The sequence below is a fragment of the Pseudomonas sp. LRF_L74 genome, from assembly GCF_965644255.1.
Lineage (GTDB): Bacteria > Pseudomonadota > Gammaproteobacteria > Pseudomonadales > Pseudomonadaceae > Aquipseudomonas.
The window spans coordinates 158610-178673 of sequence record NZ_CBFFRH010000002.1 but is presented as its reverse complement, the minus strand read 5'-3'; the positions used below and the strand labels follow the sequence as shown (position 1 = coordinate 178673).

The window sequence follows — 20064 nt, the reverse complement described above, 5'->3', positions numbered from 1 at the left end:
TGGTGACGCGGCTTTCCTTCTATCCGCAGAGGAAAAATGCTTTCATAGGAGGAAAGAACACCGTGATTCCTGCACCAAAGTAAAGCAGAACGAAATTTATTGGTGCGAAATTTTTATTCATAAGCAGAAATTCAAGCATGAGCATTTCATCCGAAGATTCGCCACGCCTCAAACTCGAGCAGTACCTGGGCATGCAGATCCGCCGCCAGCGCCAGGCCCAGGAATTGAAGATCGCCGATGTCGCGCGCATCGCCGGCATCAGCCAGGGCATGCTGAGCAAGATCGAGAACGCCCAGGTGTCCACCAGCCTGGATACCCTCAGTCGCCTGTGCGATGTGCTGGGCATGCCGATGTCCAAACTGTTCAGCCAGTACGATCAGCAGGGCAGCAGCGCCTTGCTGGTAAAGGCCGACGAGGGCCTGGAGGTGGTTCGCCGCGGCACCGAGAAAGGCCACACCTACCATCTGCTCAACCACACCCGCGGACCGAAGAAAAGCTTCGAGGCCTACATGGTCAGCATGGACGACGCCAGCGAGGAGTTTCCGACCTTCTCTCACCCGGGCACCGAGTTCCTGCACCTGCTCGAAGGCGAACTGGTCTACCGCCACGGCAACCAGCTCTACGCCATGCAGGCCGGCGACAGCCTGACCTTCGATGCGGAAGTCCCGCATGGGCCGGAAAAGCTGGTGCAAGTGCCGATCCGCCTGCTCTCGATCATGAACTACGGCAGCGAATGAAATCGCCAGGGAGCCATTTACCATCACGCCCGGCACAGATATGCCTAAGCCTGCGGGTTACCGCCTTGGTGGCAGCGACGACCTGGAGACGACGCAGCGCACAACTGCGCTTTTTGCTCCTACCTTGAGGCCTGTGCTCGCCGGCGCGGATATCCTCGCCGCTGCCCGGACCACCTGCTGGGATCCCATCTCGATGAACGAGCTATCCGGTTTGCTGTTCGTCAACCGAAAGATGGGATCTCTCGGGAAGCCGAGACAAAGGCCTGGCACAAGCGATCCAAGGACGCGATGTACAGCTTCGACGGAGACGTCGAGAGCAACGCCCTGAACGTGCACATCCATCACCTGCGCCGCAAACCGGGTAACGGCATCATCGACACGGTCCGGGGCGCGGGATATCGCCTGGGCCCGCCGCCACCGAGCGCCCGGAGGCCATCATGGGCATCCGCTCGCGCCTGGCGCTGATTCTCAGCAGCGTGTTTTTCGTGGTCTGGAGGTCCGCCGTGACAACGTCCTGATCCGCATGCTGCCGTGGTGACTCAAGCGACGAGCAACGCTCGGCGAAATACCACCTTGCTCGCTGCCTCCCCGACGAATATATTCCCCTGAAAGAAATACATTTCTTACAGAAGAAATATAAAATGAAAGAAGGCACGCTGGACAATGTCCGTTCGACCCCGTTGGATGACGCGCCTCTTCGCCTCGGCAACCTCAGGCTGAAGAACAGCTTGATCGGCCATCTCGAATGGCAGGCACAAACGCGCCACACGCTTCAGGCTGCCTTGGATGCAGGTGTCGCGGCACTGGTGATCGGTGAAAAAACCGCCAGCAGCGATGCCAGCTTCCTCGACTGGATCAGCCAACTGGCCACATTCGAACAGTACGCAAGGCAGCGTGGCGCCTATGTCGTCCCCTGCCTTTCTGCGTCGCGATACGCGCAGCACAGGCGAGACATCGATCAAGCGGGCCTGAGTGCCCTGCAAATCAGCGTAACCAAGACCAGCATCGACGAGCTGCTTGAGTCCTTGCAACGCAGTGACCTGTCGATCTGGCTCAGGCTCAGCGAAGAGCAGATTCACCCGGCCAGCCTTCAAGGCACAGGCGTGGTGCTGATGCGTGACGCTCCAGCCGGAGCCGATCAATCAGCACACATGGAGGGACATTTACGGCGTCTAGTCAGCCAGGGCCTGGAAATTTCGCGACTCATCGCCCCCGCCGAAGCGTCGGGCATCTATCGCCTGGAACCGCTCGCCGGCCCCACCGGGCTGTCAGCACGCCTTCACAAGCTGTACGACGAAATCACCGACAGTTGGAAAATGCTCGCGCCCTAGTCTTTTGCCCACAGGTACTTGCGGCGCGCCGCCATCTCAGAACTCGCCCTTGAAACCCAGGTTCCAGGAGGCGCGCAACGCCGCTTTTTTCAGTGCAGACACCTGCTCCGCTGCCACGTCCCTGGAGATGCTCTGCACCGTCGCCACCAACGCCACGGTGCCGATCAATTCGGCGTTGGCCCCCAGAATCGGCGCCGCTATCGCAGAAATACCGAGGGTTTCCTCCTCGAATGCGCCGGCCCATCCCCGAGTACGCGCCTCGTCGACCTCACGGCGCAGTGCCTGGCGGTCGGTCAAGGTCAAGGGCGTGATGGGCTGGAGATCCGCTGCGGACAGTTGCTCCACTCTCAGCTGCCGGGCGAAGGCCAGCGCCACCTTGCCCTGGGCATTGCAGTGCAGCAGCAGCTTGGTCCCGGTGCGCACGCCGATCTCCAGGGCCGACTTGCCCAGTTGCGTCTCGACCACCACCAGGCGGTTGCCCTGTAGTACCGAGAGCACCACCGACAGGCCCAGCTCATCGCGCAGATCGCGAATGGCATCCGCCGACGCGGCCAGCAGATCGACACCGCCCGCCGCAATCTGGCCAAGCAGGTAGGCCTGGATACCGAGGCGATAGCGGGACGTCTGCGGGTTCTGCGTCAGGTAGCCACGCTCGACCAGGGTCTTCAGGTGACGGAATACCGAGCCTTTGGTCGTACCGAGTTGGGCTGCCAGCTCGCTGACACCGATTTCCTCACCACTCGCCGCGACCCATTCGAGCACATCGAACGCCAGTTGCACTGACCTCACGCCGCCCTTTCCTGCCTCTTCTTTCATCCTCAGCCTCTTCTTCTGAACAACGGTTTTTCAATCACCTGTTCGCACAGACGGTACGACATTAACAAAAAAAATACAGCCATTCTTCGCTCATCCATTTCAAAAATTCGGTTTAAACACGCTCGTGGCACGGCAAAAAACCGCTTTATGTCGCGTTAATGTGCGCAAAAGCGACAGGTACAGACCAACAAAATAAAGAAATAACATTCCCCTCAAAGAAACATAAAATATTTGACGAAACCTCAAATTGATCGTAAAAAATGAAACCACGTACCGCATACGCATACAACCAATCGAAGAGGAAACGTCATGACCGCTCACGGCTCGGAGTTGGCGCAACGCGACATCGCCCACCACCTCCACCCCCAGACCAACCTTCGTCTCCATGAGCAGGTAGGGCCGCTGTTGATCGAGCGCGGCGAGGGTATCTATGTGTTCGATGAGCAGGGCCAGCGTTTCATCGAGGGCATGTCGGGGCTGTGGTGTGCGACGCTCGGGTTCAGCCAGCCACGCCTGGCCGAGGTCGCCTACTCGCAGATGCTGAAACTGCCCTACCAGCAGACCTTCGCCCACCGCAGCCACGGCCCGGCCGCCGACCTCGCCGCCGAACTGATCGCCCACGCCCCCGCCGGCCTGGACAAAGTGGTGTTCCAGAGCTCCGGCTCCGAGGCCATCGATACCGCGATCAAGTTCGTGCGCTACTACCACACCGCCATCGGCAAGCCCGGCAAATCGCGCCTGATCGCTCGCCAGCGCAGCTATCACGGCACCACCTTGGCGGCGTCGAGCCTGACCGGCCTGCCGAACATGCATAAAGGCTGGGGCGAGCCGCTGGCCGATGTCATTCACGTGCGCTGCCCGCACCTCTACCGCCAGGGCTTGCCAGGGGAAACCGAAGCCGACTTCAGCGAGCGCCTAGCCAAGGAACTGGAACAGACGATCCTCGAGGCGGGTCCGGAAACCATCGGCGCGTTCTTCGCCGAACCGGTGATGGGCACCGGCGGCGTGATCCTGCCGCCAGCCGGCTATTTCGCCAAGGTCCAGGCGGTGCTACGCAAGTACGACATCCTGATGATCGCCGACGAGGTGATCTGCGGTTTCGGCCGTACCGGCCACTACTGGGGCAGCCAGGCCGTCGGCATCGAGCCGGACATGCTGACCTGCGCCAAGGGCCTGTCCGCCGCCTTCCAGCCGATTTCCGCCCTGCTCGTCAGCGACCGCGTCTACCAGGTGATCGCCGACCAGAGCCAGGCGCTCGGCGGGCTTGGCCATGGCTACACCTATGGCGGCCACCCGGTCGCGGCAGCCGTCGCGCTGGAAACCCTGCGCATGTACGACGAGCTGGATATCGTCAGCCATGTCAGAGAAGTAGCGCCCGCCTTCCAGGCCGGCATCCAGGCACTGGCCAGCCATCCGCTGGTCGGCGAGGCGCGGGGCATAGGCCTGATGGCGGCGCTTGAGTTCGTCGCCGACAAGGAGGCTCGTACATCCTTCCCCGCCGAAGTGAAGATCGCCCAGCAGGTCAGCAATGTGCTGCAGCGCGATGGCATTCTTCTGCGTGCCCTTGGCGATACCCTGGTCATGGCGCCGCCGCTGATCATCGATGCCGACCAGATCCAGACTATCCTCAAGGCTCTCGCCCAGGCGCTGGATGAAGTACAGGCGGGCATGCGGCCATGACTGCCCAGATCATTCGTACCAAGCCCAAGGTCGATATGCCTGTTCACGACTCAACCATTGCCGATAGCGCATCTCCGGTACTCGTACGTTTCGAGCAGGTATACAAGACCTACGACGAGCGCTCCTGGGTGGTCGACGACCTGTACCTGGACATCCGCCAGGGCGAGTTCCTGTCGTTGCTCGGCCCCAGCGGCTCGGGCAAGACCACCACCCTGATGATGCTGGCGGGTTTCGACGCACCGGACCGCGGACGCATCCTCATGGACGGCAAGGACATCAGTGGCCTGGCCGCCTACAAGCGCGACATGGGCGTGGTGTTCCAGAGCTATGCGCTGTTCCCGCACATGACGGTGGCGCAGAACGTGGCCTTCCCGCTCAACCTGCGCAAGGTCCCGGCCGCCGAGACGCGTGTGCGGGTGCAAGAGGCCCTGGCCCTGGCGCGGCTGGAGGGGTTCGAGGAGCGTCGTCCCGGACAGTTGTCAGGTGGCCAGCAGCAGCGCGTGGCGCTGGCCAGGGCGCTGGTCTATCGCCCGCGCATCCTGCTGATGGACGAGCCGCTGGGCGCACTGGACAAGGCGCTGCGCGAGCACATGCAGCTCGAACTCAAGGCCATCCACAAGCAGTTGGGCATCACCTTCGTCTACGTCACCCATGACCAGGACGAAGCGATGACCATGTCCGACCGTGTCGCCGTGTTCAATGACGGCAAGATTGCCCAGATCGACCAGCCGCAGCATCTCTACACCCGCCCCGCTACACGCTTCGTGGCGAACTTCCTGGGCGAAACCAACCTGCTCGAAGGAACGCTGCTGTCCAGAGAGGCCAACCGCGCATGCATCCGCCTGGACGACGGTGGCTTGATGCTCGATGCCCCTTGCGCAGACAAGGGGCTGGCCACCGACGAGCGTGCGGCGCTGGCGATCCGCCCGGAAAACCTGCGCCTGGCAATGCCTGGCGAGGCCGCCATCGCTGCCCAGGTGATCGACAGCATCTTTCATGGCGCCCACTGCAAGCTGCGCCTGCGCATGGCCATGGGCAACGAGCTGGCGATGACCTACAACCCCGGCAGCCTGGGAAGACCCGCGCCAGCCTCCGGCGAATCGGTGCAACTGGCACTGCCCCCCGAACACCTGATGATCCTGCGTTAAGGCTGTCGCCTGTCGTGCCTGCGCCACGACAGGCGACAGCTCGAACAATAAAAACAAGCACATCGAATCGATGAGTTTCTCTATTGCTGCCGAACAACATCAATTCCAAAGGCTGGGAGTTCCATCATGTCCATACCGCGTTCCGTATCCCGTTTCACCTTTACCCTGTGCAGCCTGGCGCTGCTCGCCGGCGCCGCCCAGGCCCGTGACCTGACCGTTTCCTCCTGGGGCGGCGCCTATCAGGACGTGCAACGCAAGATATTCTTTGCCCCCTACAGCCAAGCCAGCGGCAACAAGGTCGTCGAGGACAGTTGGGAAGGTGGCATAGGGCTGCTGCGCACGCGTGCTGATGGGCAGGATAGCGGCTGGGACCTGGTCCAGGTCGAGGCCGAAGACCTGCAACTGGGTTGCAGCGAAGGTCTCTTCGTGCAGCTGGATTTCGCCCGTATCGGCGGCCAGGACAACTACATTCCCAGCGCGGTCAGTGAATGTGGCGTGGGCAACGCGGTGTACAACTTCGTACTCAGCTATGACACCAGCAAAGTCACGCGCGCGCCCAATGGCTGGAACGACTTCTTCGACACCACCACCTTTCCCGGCAAGCGTGCCTTGCGCCAGGGCCCCAAGGGCAACCTTGAAATCGCACTGATGGCTGACCGTGTAGCGCCTGCCGACGTGTATACGACGCTGAGCACCACCGCCGGCGTCGAACGCGCGTTCAAGAAGCTCGACAGCATCAAGAGCCAGTTGCTGTTCTGGAAAGCCGGTGGCCAACCGATGCAGTTGCTGGCTTCGGGAGAAGTCGGCATGACCACCTCCTATAACGGTCGCGTGACCAACGCCATCCGCCAGGACCACAAGCCCTTCGGGCTGGTCTGGAACCAGTCGCTGCAGACCATGGACAGCTGGGTGATCCTGGCCAACTCGCCCAACGTCGACAAGGCCTACGACCTGCTCGAGGTCATGGGCAAGGGCGAAAACCAGAAGCGCTGGCCAGCACTGCAACCCACCGGCATCACCTCGCACCAGGGCATCGCCGCGCTCGAACCAGCAGTACTTGCCGACTCACCAAGCGCCCCGCAAAACAGTGCCAATGTCCTGGTGCTCAATGACAGGTTCTGGGTCGACCACATCGACGAATTGAATGCCAAATGGACCGCCTGGTCGGCCAAGTAATCGAGGTCGAGGAATCGTGATGAGCGCTATAGCCCTCAATCACCCGGTGCCGGTGGTCGCGCGTAAAAATCGCGCGGCCCTGTGGCGGGCCTATGGCCTGCTGGCACCGCTGGTGGTGTTTCTGCTGCTGACGTTCGTCGGCCCTATCGGCACGCTGCTGTGGCGCGCCATCGCTGACGGCGAGCTGTCCCAGGCACTGCCGCATACCGCTAAAGCGGTGAGCCAGTGGGATGGCCGCTCGGCACCGGATGAGCGTCTGTTCCAGCCACTGGTGCAGGATCTGCGCAGCGTGGCTCCGCGCGACCTGGCTGCCGCCGCGCGGCGCCTGGCCTATGAGGCCCCCGCCCTGCGCGCGCTGCTGATGGCCGCCAAGCGCGACGTGGCCAACCTCGATGGCGGCGCCGCTTCGTTGCAGGCACTCGATCCACGCTGGCTGGACAACGCCACCTGGCAAACCTTCAAGCGTGCGTCCGGACCGGTCGGTAGCTATCACCTGTTGTCGGCCATGGACATCAAGTACGACTACCAACACGGCTTGACCGCCAAGGAAGAAGCCGGGCTGTATCGCTCGATTCTCGGGCGGACATTCGGCATTGCCGCGATCACTACGCTGGTCTGCGTGCTGCTGGCATTTCCGTTGTGCGCCTTTCTCGACAAGCGCCGGCCAGGCACACGCAACCTGCTGCTGTTGATGATCCTGCTGCCGTTCTGGACGTCGATCCTGGTGCGCACCACGGCCTGGATGGTGCTCCTGCAGGACCAGGGCATGGTCAATGCGGTGTTGCTGCGGCTGGGCCTGATCGATAGCCCCTTGCACCTGTTGTACAACCGCTTCGGGGTGATCCTGGCGCTGGTCCATGTGATGCTGCCATTCATGGTCTTCCCGCTGCTCGCCGCAATGGCCGGCTGCAACCAGTTGCTGGTGCAGGCCGCCTACTCCATGGGCGCACGCCCACTGCGGGTGTTCTTCCAGGTCTACCTGCCCCAGGTACTGCCCGGCCTGGCCGCCGGCGCGTTGATGGTGTTCATCGTCACCCTGGGCTTCTACATCACCCCGGCGCTGCTCGGCGGCCCTGCCGATCAGATGATCAGCTACTACATCGCCCAGTTCACCACCGGCACGTTGAACTGGGGCCTGGCCTCGGCACTGGGCCTGGTCCTTCTGGTCGCCACCACCCTGTTCTATCTGATACAGGCCCACCTTGCCCGCCGTGGCGCGGAAGGAGTGAACAGATGATCCGCAATCCCAATCGCGGGCCCACGGCGTGGTTCGGCAGCCTCGGTCTTTCGTTGAGTGGCTGCCTGGTCCTGGCCTTCCTGCTGCTGCCGATCCTGGTGGTACTGCCCCTGTCCTTCAGCGACAGCCGTTACATGTCGCTGCCGCTGGGCCAGTTCACCCTGCACTGGTACGAGGAATTCTTCGCCTCTTCGCAGTGGCTAGGCGCGCTGTTCAACAGCCTGGCCATCGCGCTGAGCAGTACCGTGCTCGCCGTGCTGCTGGGCGGGCTGGCGGCACTCGGCCTGCGCCACCCGGCGATGCCGGGCAAGCGTTTCATCGAAGTGCTGCTGATCGCGCCGATGATCGTGCCGGCGGTGATCGTTGGCGTGGGCATGTACTTCGTGTTCTCCAACGCCGGCCTCACTCGCACCTTCGCAGGTTTGGTGATCGCCCATACCACCCTGGCGGTGCCGTTCGTGGTGGTCAATGTCGGCTCGGCGCTCGGCGGCCTCAACCAACGCCTGTTGTGGGCGGCCGCCAGCATGGGCGCGACACCCTGGCTGACCCTGCGCAAGGTCACCTTGCCGTTGATCTCGCCGGGGCTCATATCCGGCGGCCTGTTCGCCTTCGCCACGTCCCTGGATGAAGTGGTGGTGACGCTGTTCCTGGCAGGCCCCGACCAACGCACCTTGCCCCGCGAAATGTTCACCACTGCGCGTGAGGCACTGAGCCCCGTGCTGCTGTCGGCAGCGACGATCATGGTGCTTTTCGCCACCGTGCTATTGCTGCTGTCGCGCTCGCTGAGCCGTCGCTGAAGGTTGCGGCGCACGCCGCAACGTGATGCACCAGGAACACCGGGTAGCGCCGAGTCTGGCGCCCCTCCCGGTGTCTCCGCTCGCCTGCTCAAAGCCAGAAAAATTGCCGCTCACAAAACATTGACAAGGCACAAAACCGGCTTCTACCATCCGCCACACAAAGAAATTATATTTCTTACAAAAAAACAAAAAGAAGAAGCCGTATCTACTTCTTGCTGCTCACTGCCAATAACAACGTGCCACCTGCCTGACTGCTGGCGGCCACATACAGAGAGCCACAATGAACCTCATCTCCCGCGCTACATTCTTCAACGACCAGGATTGCACGCTCTACAACCGCATCGCCTGGCGCATCCTGCCGCTGCTCTTCGTGCTCTATGTGGTGGCCTTCATCGACCGCGTCAACGTCGGTTTCGCCAAGCTGCAGATGGCCACGGACATCGGCTTGAGCGACATGGCCTTCGGCTTCGGTGCCGGCGTGTTCTTCATCGGCTACTGCCTGTTCGAAATTCCCAGCAACATGATGCTGCAGCGCGTCGGCGCGCGGATCTGGATCGCCCGCATCATGGTGCTCTGGGGGCTGATCTCAGCCTCGATGATGTTCGTCGACAGCCCGCTGTCGTTCTACGTCCTGCGCTTTCTGCTCGGCGTTGCCGAAGCCGGTTTCTATCCGGGCGTCGTCCTCTACCTGACCTATTGGCTGCCGTCCTACGCACAGTCCCAGGGCCTGGTCTGCCTGAGCCTCGGCGTGGGCGTGGCCGGTGTGCTGGGTGGGCCGTTGTCCGGCTGGATCATGCAGACCTTCGCTGGCGCGGCAGGCCTCGCGGGCTGGCAGTGGATGTTCCTGCTCGAAGGCTTGCCGGCGGTGCTTCTCGGCATCGTGGTGTTCTTTTACCTGGATGACCGGCCGGGCAAAGTGCGCTGGCTCACTGGTGAACAGAACGCCAAGGTGGTTGCCGACCTGGAGCGCCAGCGCAAGACCCATGAGCAGGCAGGCGCGACCCACACCTTCCGCAGCGCCTTCGTCCATCGCGGTATCTGGAAACTGGTGTTCGTCAATTTCGCCCTGCTCTGCGGCACCTATGGCGTGTCGTTCTGGCTGCCACAGATCATCCGTAGCCTGGGCGAGCAATCGTTGCTGCAGACCGGCCTGATCTCGGCCCTGCCTTTCGCCGTCGCCTCGGTGTGCATGCTGATCGTCGGCAAGCACTCGGACCGTACCCGCGAGCGGCGCTGGCATGCCTCGCTGTCGATTCTCGCCGCCTGCATAGGCCTGGCCCTGAGTGCCGCCCTGCCCGCTCATCCGATCCTCTGCCTGCTCAGCCTGTGCCTGGCCATGGCTGGTAGCCTGTCGGCCTTCAACGTGTTGTGGGCGATACCGGGAACCCTGCTGACCGGCAGTGCCACCGCCGCCGGCATCGCCTTGATGACCACGGTCGGCAACCTGGGCGGCTACCTCAGTCCGTTCATGATGGGCTGGGTCAAGCAGAGCAGCGGACACCTGGAATACGGTTTGTACCTGCTCGCCGCGCTGACCTTCATCGCCGCTCTGGTCATGCTCAGCATCCGTCCACGCCCACAGACGCTGCATGCCTCGGGGGTGCCCGCGTGATCAACCCCGCCGCACGCACCCACTCCACACAAGGAGACACCATGCGCAAGACCGCCTTCTTTCATGACGAACAGTGCTTCTGGCACAGTGGTGGGCTGTTCGCCCTGACCCTGCCGGTGGGTGGCTGGGTCGAGCCGCCGTCAGGCTCCGCCCATGCCGAGTCGCCGGAGTCCAAGCGACGCCTGAAGAACCTCGTCGAGGTCTCCGGCCTGGGCCGATCACTGGACCACCAGGGAGGTGAGCCGGTCAGCCTCGAACAGATGCTCAGGGTCCACACCCCTCAATACCTGCATCGTTTTCGCCAGCTGTGCGAAGCGGGCGGCGGCCTGCTCGACCCGGGTGCCCCGGTCGGGCCGTCCACCTACGAAATCGCGCGCGTTTCCGCAGGCCTGGTGTGCAACGCCGTCAGGCAGGTTCTGCAAGGACATTGCAGCAATGCCTATGTGTTGAGCCGTCCTCCCGGTCACCACTGCCTGCCCGATCAGGCCATGGGCTTCTGTTATCTCAACAACATTGCCATCGCCATCGAAGAAGCCCGTGCGCATCTGGGCCTGCAACGCGTCGCCGTCATCGACTGGGACGTGCACCACGGCAATGGCACGCAATCGATCTTCTACGAGCGCAGCGACGTGTTGAGCATTTCCATTCATCAGCAACGTGCCTACCCACGTGGCTACACCGGCGAAGACGATATCGGCAGCGGTGCAGGATATGGCTACAACCTCAATCTCGCCCTGCCCCCCGGCAGCGGTCACGAAACTTACATGCACGCCATGCAACAGCTCGTGCTACCGGCCCTGGAACGCTTCGAGCCGGAGTTGATCATGGTCGCCTGTGGTTTCGATGCCAGTGGGGTCGACCCGCTCGGGCGCATGCTGCTGCACAGCGACAGTTATCGGCAGATGACGCGCATGTTGCGCGAGGCTGCCGAACGCCTCTGCCAGGGACGCCTGGTACTGGCCCATGAAGGCGGTTACGCCGAAGCCTACGTACCGTTCTGCGGCCTGGCGACCATCGAAGCCCTGAGCGGCCTGACCACCGAGGTGCTCGACCCGATGCTGGAAATGCTCCAGGCCCAGCAACCGGACGCCCACACCGTTGCCTTCCAGCAGGCAGTCGTCGACACCACCACGAGTGACTTGCGCAAGCGCATCGGCTGGCTCTCCGGCTGATACCCACACACCCGCCCACGTAAAAAGGTTTAGGCCATCGCTCAACCGAGCGAACAAGACATACAACAAGATTCCAGTCAGCCCTCAAACTGCCATTTACAGGAAGCGCAATGTCCATCACCGAAAAATCATCGGAGGCTCTGTCTCGCCTCGAACAATCGCCCGTGGATCGTCGCAGCATCGTCAAAGGCATGCTCGGCGGACTACTTGCGGGGGCGATTCCCGTATCGACCTGGGCAACCGAGCAGGCCCCGACAGCTCGGCCCAGCAGCAAACCGCACGGCGCCATCACCGATTGGAGCGCAGCCAGTCTGAGCCTGGCGATTCATGCCCGCCAGGTTTCCTGTCGCGAGGTCATGAGCGCCTATCTGGAACGCATCGAGCGCCTCAATCCACGGGTCAATGCCATTGTCGCCCTGCGCGAGCGCAGCGTTCTGCTGACCCAGGCGGATGCTTGCGACAAGCAGCTCAAGGCCGGTCGCTCCATGGGCTGGCTGCATGGTATTCCGCAGGCGCCGAAAGACCTGGCCCTGACCAAGGACATCGTCACCACCTTCGGCTCGCCGCTGCTGCGCGACAACCAGCCGAAGGTGGATTCGATCCACGTCGCCCGGGCGCGGGCTGCCGGTGCATTGATGATCGGCAAGACCAACACGCCAGAATTCGGCCTCGGCTCGCAGACCTACAACGAGGTCTACGGCGCCACCGGCAACCCCTACGACCCGAGCAAGACCAGCGGCGGCAGCAGTGGCGGCGCGGCAGCGGCGTTGGCGCTGCGCCTGTTACCGGTAGCCGACGGCAGCGACTTTGGCGGCTCGTTGCGCAACCCCGCCGCCTTCTGCAACGTCTACGGCATGCGTCCCTCGCAAGGCCGCGTACCGCGCAGCCCGGCCGATGAAGTGTTCATCTCCCAACTGGGCTACAGCGGGCCGATGGCGCGCACCGTGACGGACCTGGCCCTGCTGCTGGCGACCCAGGCCGGCGAGGACCTGTCCGATGCCCTGTCACTGCCAACCTCGGCAACCTTGTCCGCCCTCACGCCAGGCAATGTCCATCGCTCGCTGGCAGGCCTGGGCAAAGGCAAGAAAATTGGCTGGCTGGGTGACTGGGACGGTTACCTGGCCATGGAGCCGGGCATTCTCGAACTCTGCGAGACAGCCTTGAAAACCTTCCCCGCGCTGGGCGTCGAAGTCGAGGCTCTGAAGCCGCCCTTCTCAGCCGAATCGCTCTGGCAGACCTGGCTGGTCCACCGCCATTTCGGTATCGGCAACGGCCTGATGAAACATTACAAAGATCCGCAGAAGAGAAAACTGCTGAAGCCCGAGGCCATCTGGGAAATCGAGGGTTCGCAGACACTGTCGGCGGCTGACTATTTCGCTGCCAGTACGACTCGCAGTGCCTGGTACAAGACCCTCGTCACGCTGTTCGACACCTACGACTACCTGGCCGTACCGACCGCGCAGGTGTTCCCCTTCGATGTCTCCGAGCACTGGCCGAAGCAGATCGCCGGGCGGCCGATGGACACCTATCACCGCTGGATGGAGACCTGCTACCCCTGGACCCTCTCGGGCTCGCCAATCATCAGCGTACCGGTGGGTTTCAACCCGCGCGGCTTGCCCATGGGCATGCAACTGATCGGTAAGCCACGCGACGACTTCGGCCTACTCAAGCTGGCCCACGCCTACGAACAGGCCAACGACTGGGTCGCTTCGAGGCGCCCGGATAGCTGACGTCATGCGGCGCTGAGCGCCGCCCTTCCCTGCATAAAAACCAACGTGCCTTTCTTGCGTGGAGAAAGGTGCGCTCCTACCCACACGCCTGGAAAATCAACAATGAAATCAAAAAAAATCTTGGCATTGGCGACCTGTACCCTCTCCTTCAATGCGCTGGCTGACGGCGGAGGCTTCATCGAGGATTCGCACCTCTCGATCAAGGCGCGAAACTTCTACATGAACCGCAACTTCCTCGATGACCGCACCTCGCAGAACTACTCCGAAGCCTGGGCGCAAGGCTTCATCGGTATCTTCGAATCAGGCTTCACGCCGGGCACCATTGGCGTCGGCGTCGATGCCATCGGCCTGCTCGGCATCAAGCTCGACACCGGCAATGGCCGTAAAGGCGGCGGCACACTGCTGCTCGAAGAAGACAGCGACGGAGCCAAGAGCAGCTATTCGAAAGGTGGCGTGGCGGTAAAGGCACGCTTTTCCAAAACCCAGCTGAAGTTCGGCGAGCAACTGGTCAACCTGCCAGTGCTGGCGATCAGCGATAACCGCCTGTTGCCGGAGACCACTCAGGGCTTGCTGATAACCAGCAAAGAACTGGAAGGCCTGACCCTGAACGCAGGCCACTTCACCGCCATGCGCAGCCGTGACCAGAGTGAGCATGACAGCGGCAGCCTGACCTCGCTGGACCTGATCGGCGGTGAATACACCTTCAACGATCAATTCAGCGCCCGCGCCTACCACTCGGATGTCGAGGACTACTGGCGCAAGTACTACGTCGGCGCCACCGCCGTGCTGCCACTGGCAGAAGGCTACAGCGCCAAGTTCGACTTCAACGGTTACGACACCAGCAGCCAGGGACAGGAACGGGGTGGCGACCTGGACAACCGGATCTGGAGTCTCGCCGCCTCCCTCGCTGCAGGCCCGCACACCTTCATGGTCGCTTACCAACGCGTCAGCGGCGACGGCAACTACACCTATGGCGTGGACGGCAACAGCACGGTGTTCCTGGCCAACTCGGTGCAGTATTCGGACTTCAACTACGAGAACGAGCGCTCCTGGCAGGCACGCTACGACTTCGACTTCGCCGCCCTCGGCGTGCCTGGCCTGACCTTCATGGCCCGCTACCTCAAGGGCACCGACTTCCACACGGCACAGACCCACGACGGCAAGGCCTGGGAACGCGACATCGACGTCAAGTACGTGGTCCAGTCAGGCGCGGCCAAGAACCTGTCCTTCCGCATGCGCCAAGCCAGCTTCCGCAGCCCTGACCGTGGCCTGAACTTCAACGAAGTCAGGTTGATCACCGAGTACCCGTTCAGCGTTTTCTAAGGAGCGGTTCACGATCTCGCGAGCTCGTTCGAATGGCTGATTAGAGGCAAAAGAGGGCGTTCGTTACTCCGTCGTTCCCGCGAAGGCGGGAACCCAAATAAAAAAGCGTTTCTGGGTTCCCGCCTTCGCGGGAATGACGGTTAAACACACCGTGCAAGAGCGGTAATTGATCGTTCCCACGCTCCGCGTGGGAACTCCTCTCAGGACGCTCCGCGTCCTGGCACACCGCAGTACGTGGCGCGGAGCACCACACACGGCATTCCCACGCAGAGCGTGGGAACGATCAGTACTTACCCAAGCGGCATGAACAAAAAGGCCGGAAAGCGGAGAAAGGCAACCTGCCCTTTCCCAACTGTCCGGCCTTTTTGTTTCTGCCGCCTGGTTCGCCTTCCCGGCAAACCGGAGACGGTCACGACAACGGTGCGAACCGCTCCCAATGACCAGGACGACTGGCCTGCTCCTGATAGGTCTGCACCTGGTCAGCCGCCTGCCCCAGCAACTCGCAGACACTCACGCCACGCCGTGCGACATAAGCGTCCAGCTCCTCGATGGCACGCTCCAGTACGGCATAACCGCCGGTGAACACCGCCGAGGTCATTTCCGTTGCGCTGGCGCCCGCCAGCAGGAAGCGGGCGACATCCAGACCGTTGCGCGCGCCATTGGTCGCGATCAGCGGGAAGTCACGACCCAGGCGCCTACGCGTCATCATCAGCCAGCGCGCCGTCAGCGGCAGCGCCCAGCCGCCACCGATGGCCGCTGAGGTGCCGAGCAGCGGCGCGCCGGTCTCAAGATCAGGCAAGAAGCCCATGAAGCGCCCCATCATCACCACACTGTCGGCACCGCCGCGCTGGGTCGCCTCGGCCAGCGCGACGACGTCCTCGCTCTGCCCGGTGAGCTTGATCCACAACGGCAACGAAGTGGCTTCGCGCAAACGGCGGGTGATCATTTCGATACGCTCGGCGCCACGCTCCAGGCGGATAGCACCTTTCGCCGCCTCCTCGCCATGGGGCGCGCCGATGTTCACTTCCAGCACACGCAAACCGGCCTGCTCGATTTGTTGCGCATAGGCCACGCACTGGTCGAGGTCACTGAGAATCAGGCTGGGAATCACATAGGCGTCCTGTTGTGCGGCGCTGCGATCCAACCTCACCAACTCGTCCAGCCAGGGCTCGAAATCGCGCTGCAGCAACCCCGACCGGCCCATGAGAATGGCATCGGCGGGCGGTTCGAAATCCCAGGGCAGGCGATTCCAGGCCGCGTCGAGCAAGGCGTAGTCGGTCTTGTCCAGTTGCTGCTTGGCGGCCAGCGACTCGTTGGTCGACTTGGCCACCACGGCGGCGGCCCCCGTGGCCAACGCGGCCTCGATGGCGCGCGCGGTCATGGTGTGCTCCCCGGCACCGCAGATCACCGGGTTCTTCAGGGTCAACGCCGCGACGGGCGTGGTCAGACGGCTCATGGTCGTTCTCACAGGCCCATCAGGTGCGCGGCGTTGTGCGAGGTCATCTTGCGCACGTCTTCATCGCTGTAACCGAGGTCGAGCACGGTCGAGATGACATGGCGGAAACCGTCGACGATAGACGGATTGCCCTGCTGGCCAAGGTCAGAGCCGAGGATAGTCAGGTCCACGGTGCCCGCCTCGATCACCGCCTGGAGGAACTCGGGATCGTAGAACTTGAACTTCGAGCCCGGCACCCACATGCACATAGAATGCTCCATGTACACGCCTTCCTTGGCCAACTGGCGCATGTCATCGAGGCTGGCGTCGACCACGTAGGTCGGGTGATTCACCAACAGGCGCTTGACGCCGCGCGCACGCGCTTCCTCGAACAGCGGCCAGACTTCGCGGATGTTCAGGTGGCCGGCGGACAGCACCACATCCTCGGCGGCGATCAGGTCGAGAATGGCCTTGACCTCTTCCTTCAGCTTGCCATCATCGTCGAGCACGGTCAGCGGGATGGGTTGCAGCATGCGCTGGGTGGTCTGGGGGAATTTCTCGACGAACTTCACGTCCTGATGGTGGTGAGCGATGTGGTTGGCCGAGGAGAACGTCGGCATCCACACCAGCTTGGCGCCGAGTTTCAGGCCGTGTTCCACGGCATGCACATTGAGGCCACCCACCGAATTGTTCAGCGGCACGCCCGAAAGCATGTGCACCTTGAGTTCGGAGAAATGCTTGTTCAGCAGCTCGGTCACCGGCGTGCAGGAATAGTAGTGGTCCTTCAGCAGTACGGCCTTCAGACCGGCGGCCGAGGCTTCCTGCATGGCTTCGACGTGATCGCAGTAACGCGGCATCACCGAGGGGCCGCTGTGGCAATGCAGGTCGATGGCGCCACGCACCAGGGCATCGATACGGGCATCACGTTGTTCGTCGATTTTTACAGCTGCGTGGGTGGTCATGATTCGGTTCCTTATTGTTGTCGATAGAACGGCGGGCTCACTGGCCCGCACGAAAGGTCGCGATCTGCTGGCTCCAGTTGGCGCGTAGCGCGGCCTGGTCGGAGCCGACGATGAAGAAGCTGGCGCCTGCACTGGCGTAACGCACGGCGCTGGCGGCATCGCTGATGAACAGCCCGGCAGCCTTGCCGGCAGCCCGTGCCACGTTGAGGGTGCGTAATACCACCCGCTCCACGTCGGCATGCTCGATATCGAAGGTGCCCAGGGAGACGCTGAGGTCGGCGCGCCCGACGAACAGGCAATCGACGCCCTCAACGGCAGCGATCGCTTCGAGGTTGTCGAGCGCCGCCGCGTCTTCGATCTGGCAAATCACCGCGGTCTGGCGGTCATGCAGGTCGATATGCTGTTTCAGTGGCAAGCCGCCGTACTCACCCGCACGCGGCGAATTGGAGAAACCCCGCTGGCCGCCGCGATAGCGCGTCATCGCGACCAGTTCGGTCGCCTGTTCGGCATTGCATACATGAGGCAGCACCAAACCGGCGGCGCCCAGATCGAGTGCCTGCAATACGGTCGATGGCTGACTGTCACGCACGCGTACCAGCCCTGGCACCGCCGCCGCCCGGCAGGCCAGTAGACTGGCGTCGAGCAGTACGTCACCGAACGCGGCATGCTCGGCATCCAGTACCACGGCATCCATGCCCAGCGCGCCCGCGATTTCGATCACCTGATGCGCCGGCGTCTTGATGAAGCTGCTGAACAGCGGCTGAGCGGCTAGCAGTCGTTCACGAAACGTCATGCTGTTCACCCTTGGGCGCTGGCGGCCGCCGGCTCGGCGAACTCCGCCGCCTGATACTCGACCAGATGCTGGTAGTCACCGCGCAGCGGCGAGAACACATCGAGGTTCATCACCACTTCGTCGCCAACCGGCTCGGCGTAATGCACGACGTGCGGAGGAATGCGCAGCATGGTGCCTGGACCACCCTCTACTACTTCGTCGCCCAAATGAAAGCGCACTCGCCCCTGAACGATGATCACCAATTGTTCGAAGGTGTGGCTGTGGGGAAACACATCCATACCCGGTGTCAGCCAGTTCATCACACAGATCGTGTCATCCCCGCGAAACCCCACGCGTTCCACGCCGCGGCGAACAGTCTCACGGGGCAGGTCATTCCAGTTATGCAGCAGTGCTTGCGCCAACATCGCAGTTTCCTCATCTCTTGGCGTTTCGTCAGGGGAGGCGAAACGGCTTATTTTTATTTCTCTCAAAAGAACTTTATTTCCAACAACGACACAAAACTAGCCTGACATTAATGCCCTCGTCAATCCGTCCAGAGAAAAAAGGAAAGCCTTGACACAAGGAAAAAACGGCCCCTAGCATTGTATCTATCTGAGGAATTAAATTTCTCTGAGAAAAACAAACTAGATAAGTGAGGGCAGACGATGCGAGTGATTGAATCCATCCTGATCGACGGCCAGTGGTCGGCCGGTTCGAACGCGCAGCGTGGCGCGGTCTACAACCCGGCGACCGGCGAGCAGATCGCTCAACTCGGCTTCGCCGATCGCTCGGATCTGGATCGTGCCCTGGCAGCCGCCGCACGCGGCTTCGATACCTGGCGCAAGGTCTCGGCCTACGAGCGCTCCCAGGTTCTGCGCAAAGCCGCCGCGCTGCTGCGCGAGCGCGCCGAAGAAATCGCCGTGCTGATCACTCAGGAACAAGGCAAGCCGCTCGCCGAGGCGCGCATGGAGGCCAACGGTGTCGGCGACCATATCGAGTGGTACGCCGAAGAAGGCCGTCGTGCCTATGGCCGCGTCATCCCGCCACGTGTGCGTGGTGCGCGGCAGATCGTTCTGCGCGAGCCCATCGGCCCGGTCGCGGCCTTCAGTCCCTGGAACTTCCCGGTCAGCCAACTGGTGCGCAAGATCGCCGGCGCGCTGGCGGCAGGCTGCTCGATCATCGCCAAAGGCCCGGAAGAAACCCCTTCATCGTGCATCGAGCTGTGCCGCGCCTTTGAAGATGCCGGACTGCCGAAAGGCGTGCTCAACCTGGTGTTCGGCGTACCGGCGGAAATCTCCGAATACCTGATCGCCTCGCCGGTCATCCGCAAGGTGTCGTTCACCGGTTCGGTGCCGGTGGGCCGCACTCTGGGCGCCCTGGCCGGCCAATACCTCAAGCGCTGCACCCTGGAGCTGGGCGGCCACGCGCCCTTCATCGTCTGTGACGATGTCGATGTGCAGGCAGTTGCAACCTTGGGCGCCAGCCTGAAGTTCCGCAATGCCGGGCAAATCTGCGCTTCGCCGACCCGCTTCTACGTGCAACGGGGTGCCCACGACGAATTCGTTGCCGCCTTCGTCAAGGCCAGCCAAGCACTCAAGGTCGGCCACGGGGATGATGCCAGCACGCAGATGGGGCCGCTGGCCAACGGCCGCCGGGTCAAGGCCATGCACGAATACGTCGACGATGCTCTCGCCGTCGGCGCCCGTTCGGCACTGGGCGGCAGCACCGACAGTCAGGGCGGCTTCTTCTTCCCGCCGACCGTACTGACTCACGTACCGGACAACGCACGGATCATGTCCGAGGAGCCCTTCGGCCCGATCGCCTCGATCGTCGCCTTCGACACCCTCGACGAAGTCATCGCCAAGGCCAATGCCCTGCCCTTCGGCCTCGCGGCCTTCGCCTTCACCCGTTCCATCGCCAATGCCACGCTGCTGGCCGATGAACTGGAAAGCGGCATGGTCTCGATCAACCACTTCGGTCTCGCCGCACCGGAAACACCGTTCGGCGGCGTGAAAGACAGCGGCTACGGCAGCGAAGGCGGCAGCGAAGGACTCGACGCCTACTTCACCACCAAGTTCGTCAGCCAGGTCGGCTGAGCGCAAATGCGGCGGCGGGTGCCACGACACCCGTCGCCGC

Annotated in this window: 17 protein-coding genes and 1 pseudogene; 13 read left to right on the top strand and 5 right to left on the bottom strand. The window is 62.5% G+C overall.

Annotation, left to right across the window (positions count from 1 at the left end):
* The first annotated feature begins 137 nt into the window (after positions 1-137).
* The 3 genes and pseudogenes from ACSZPK_RS05720 (at position 138) to ACSZPK_RS05710 (ending at position 2068) form a co-directional block, all read left to right on the top strand.
* The gene (locus tag ACSZPK_RS05720; protein WP_437880451.1) at positions 138-737 is read left to right on the top strand and encodes a helix-turn-helix domain-containing protein; all 600 of its coding nucleotides are present in this window, start codon (positions 138-140) and stop codon (positions 735-737) included.
* Positions 738-1016: 279 nt separating this feature from the next.
* Positions 1017-1202, top strand: a pseudogene (locus tag ACSZPK_RS05715) (winged helix-turn-helix domain-containing protein); the annotation flags it as partial.
* A gap of 176 nt (positions 1203-1378) precedes the next feature.
* On the top strand, positions 1379-2068 hold the full coding sequence (locus tag ACSZPK_RS05710) for a hypothetical protein (protein ID WP_437880450.1): 690 nt from the start codon (positions 1379-1381) through the stop codon (positions 2066-2068).
* Between the two features lie 36 nt (positions 2069-2104).
* Here ACSZPK_RS05710 and ACSZPK_RS05705 read toward each other — a convergent pair whose 3' ends face one another.
* Positions 2105-2857, bottom strand: a complete 753-nt coding sequence (locus ACSZPK_RS05705) for an IclR family transcriptional regulator (protein WP_437880449.1) — start codon at positions 2855-2857, stop codon at positions 2105-2107.
* 336 nt (positions 2858-3193) lie between these two features.
* Between ACSZPK_RS05705 and ACSZPK_RS05700 the strand changes: the two genes are divergently transcribed.
* The 9 genes from ACSZPK_RS05700 (at position 3194) to ACSZPK_RS05660 (ending at position 14759) form a co-directional block, all read left to right on the top strand.
* A complete protein-coding gene (locus ACSZPK_RS05700) occupies positions 3194-4564 on the top strand; it encodes an aminotransferase (protein ID WP_437880448.1) in 1371 nt (456 codons plus the stop codon).
* 35 nt (positions 4565-4599) lie between these two features.
* Positions 4600-5712: an ABC transporter ATP-binding protein gene (locus tag ACSZPK_RS05695; RefSeq protein WP_437880998.1), complete on the top strand. Its 1113-nt coding sequence runs from the start codon at positions 4600-4602 to the stop codon at positions 5710-5712.
* 126 nt (positions 5713-5838) lie between these two features.
* Positions 5839-6888, top strand: a complete 1050-nt coding sequence (locus ACSZPK_RS05690; RefSeq protein WP_437880447.1) for an ABC transporter substrate-binding protein — start codon at positions 5839-5841, stop codon at positions 6886-6888.
* Positions 6889-6907: 19 nt separating this feature from the next.
* Complete coding sequence (locus ACSZPK_RS05685; RefSeq protein ID WP_437880446.1) at positions 6908-8125, top strand: ABC transporter permease; 1218 nt, start codon at positions 6908-6910, stop codon at positions 8123-8125.
* Positions 8125-8922, top strand: a complete 798-nt coding sequence (locus ACSZPK_RS05680; RefSeq protein WP_437880997.1) for an ABC transporter permease — start codon at positions 8125-8127, stop codon at positions 8920-8922. Before ACSZPK_RS05685 ends, ACSZPK_RS05680 begins: the two co-directional genes overlap by 1 nt.
* Before the next feature lie 280 nt (positions 8923-9202).
* Complete coding sequence (locus tag ACSZPK_RS05675) at positions 9203-10534, top strand: MFS transporter (protein WP_437880445.1); 1332 nt, start codon at positions 9203-9205, stop codon at positions 10532-10534.
* A 41-nt stretch (positions 10535-10575) separates the two neighbouring features.
* Entirely contained in the window at positions 10576-11706 is a 1131-nt protein-coding gene (locus ACSZPK_RS05670; RefSeq protein WP_437880444.1) for a class II histone deacetylase, read from the top strand.
* A 110-nt stretch (positions 11707-11816) separates the two neighbouring features.
* Positions 11817-13436: an amidase gene (locus tag ACSZPK_RS05665; RefSeq protein ID WP_437880443.1), complete on the top strand. Its 1620-nt coding sequence runs from the start codon at positions 11817-11819 to the stop codon at positions 13434-13436.
* 102 nt (positions 13437-13538) lie between these two features.
* Positions 13539-14759, top strand: coding sequence for an OprD family porin (locus ACSZPK_RS05660; protein ID WP_437880442.1), 1221 nt, complete (start codon positions 13539-13541; stop codon positions 14757-14759).
* Positions 14760-15168: 409 nt separating this feature from the next.
* Here the strand turns inward: ACSZPK_RS05660 and ACSZPK_RS05655 are convergent, their stop codons facing one another.
* The 4 genes from ACSZPK_RS05655 to ACSZPK_RS05640 are packed head-to-tail and all read right to left on the bottom strand — an operon-like array spanning position 15169 to position 18353.
* Positions 15169-16215: a dihydroorotate dehydrogenase gene (locus ACSZPK_RS05655; protein ID WP_437880441.1), complete on the bottom strand. Its 1047-nt coding sequence runs from the start codon at positions 16213-16215 to the stop codon at positions 15169-15171.
* Positions 16216-16223: 8 nt separating this feature from the next.
* Positions 16224-17156 (bottom strand): DUF6282 family protein, encoded by a 933-nt coding sequence (locus ACSZPK_RS05650; protein WP_437880440.1) that lies wholly within the window; start codon positions 17154-17156, stop codon positions 16224-16226.
* 37 nt (positions 17157-17193) lie between these two features.
* A complete protein-coding gene (locus tag ACSZPK_RS05645; RefSeq protein WP_437880439.1) occupies positions 17194-17949 on the bottom strand; it encodes an HpcH/HpaI aldolase family protein in 756 nt (251 codons plus the stop codon).
* A gap of 5 nt (positions 17950-17954) precedes the next feature.
* Positions 17955-18353: an AraC family ligand binding domain-containing protein gene (locus ACSZPK_RS05640; RefSeq protein ID WP_437880438.1), complete on the bottom strand. Its 399-nt coding sequence runs from the start codon at positions 18351-18353 to the stop codon at positions 17955-17957.
* 240 nt (positions 18354-18593) lie between these two features.
* Between ACSZPK_RS05640 and ACSZPK_RS05635 the strand changes: the two genes are divergently transcribed.
* Positions 18594-20024 (top strand): NAD-dependent succinate-semialdehyde dehydrogenase, encoded by a 1431-nt coding sequence (locus ACSZPK_RS05635; protein ID WP_437880437.1) that lies wholly within the window; start codon positions 18594-18596, stop codon positions 20022-20024.
* Positions 20025-20064 lie beyond the last annotated feature (40 nt).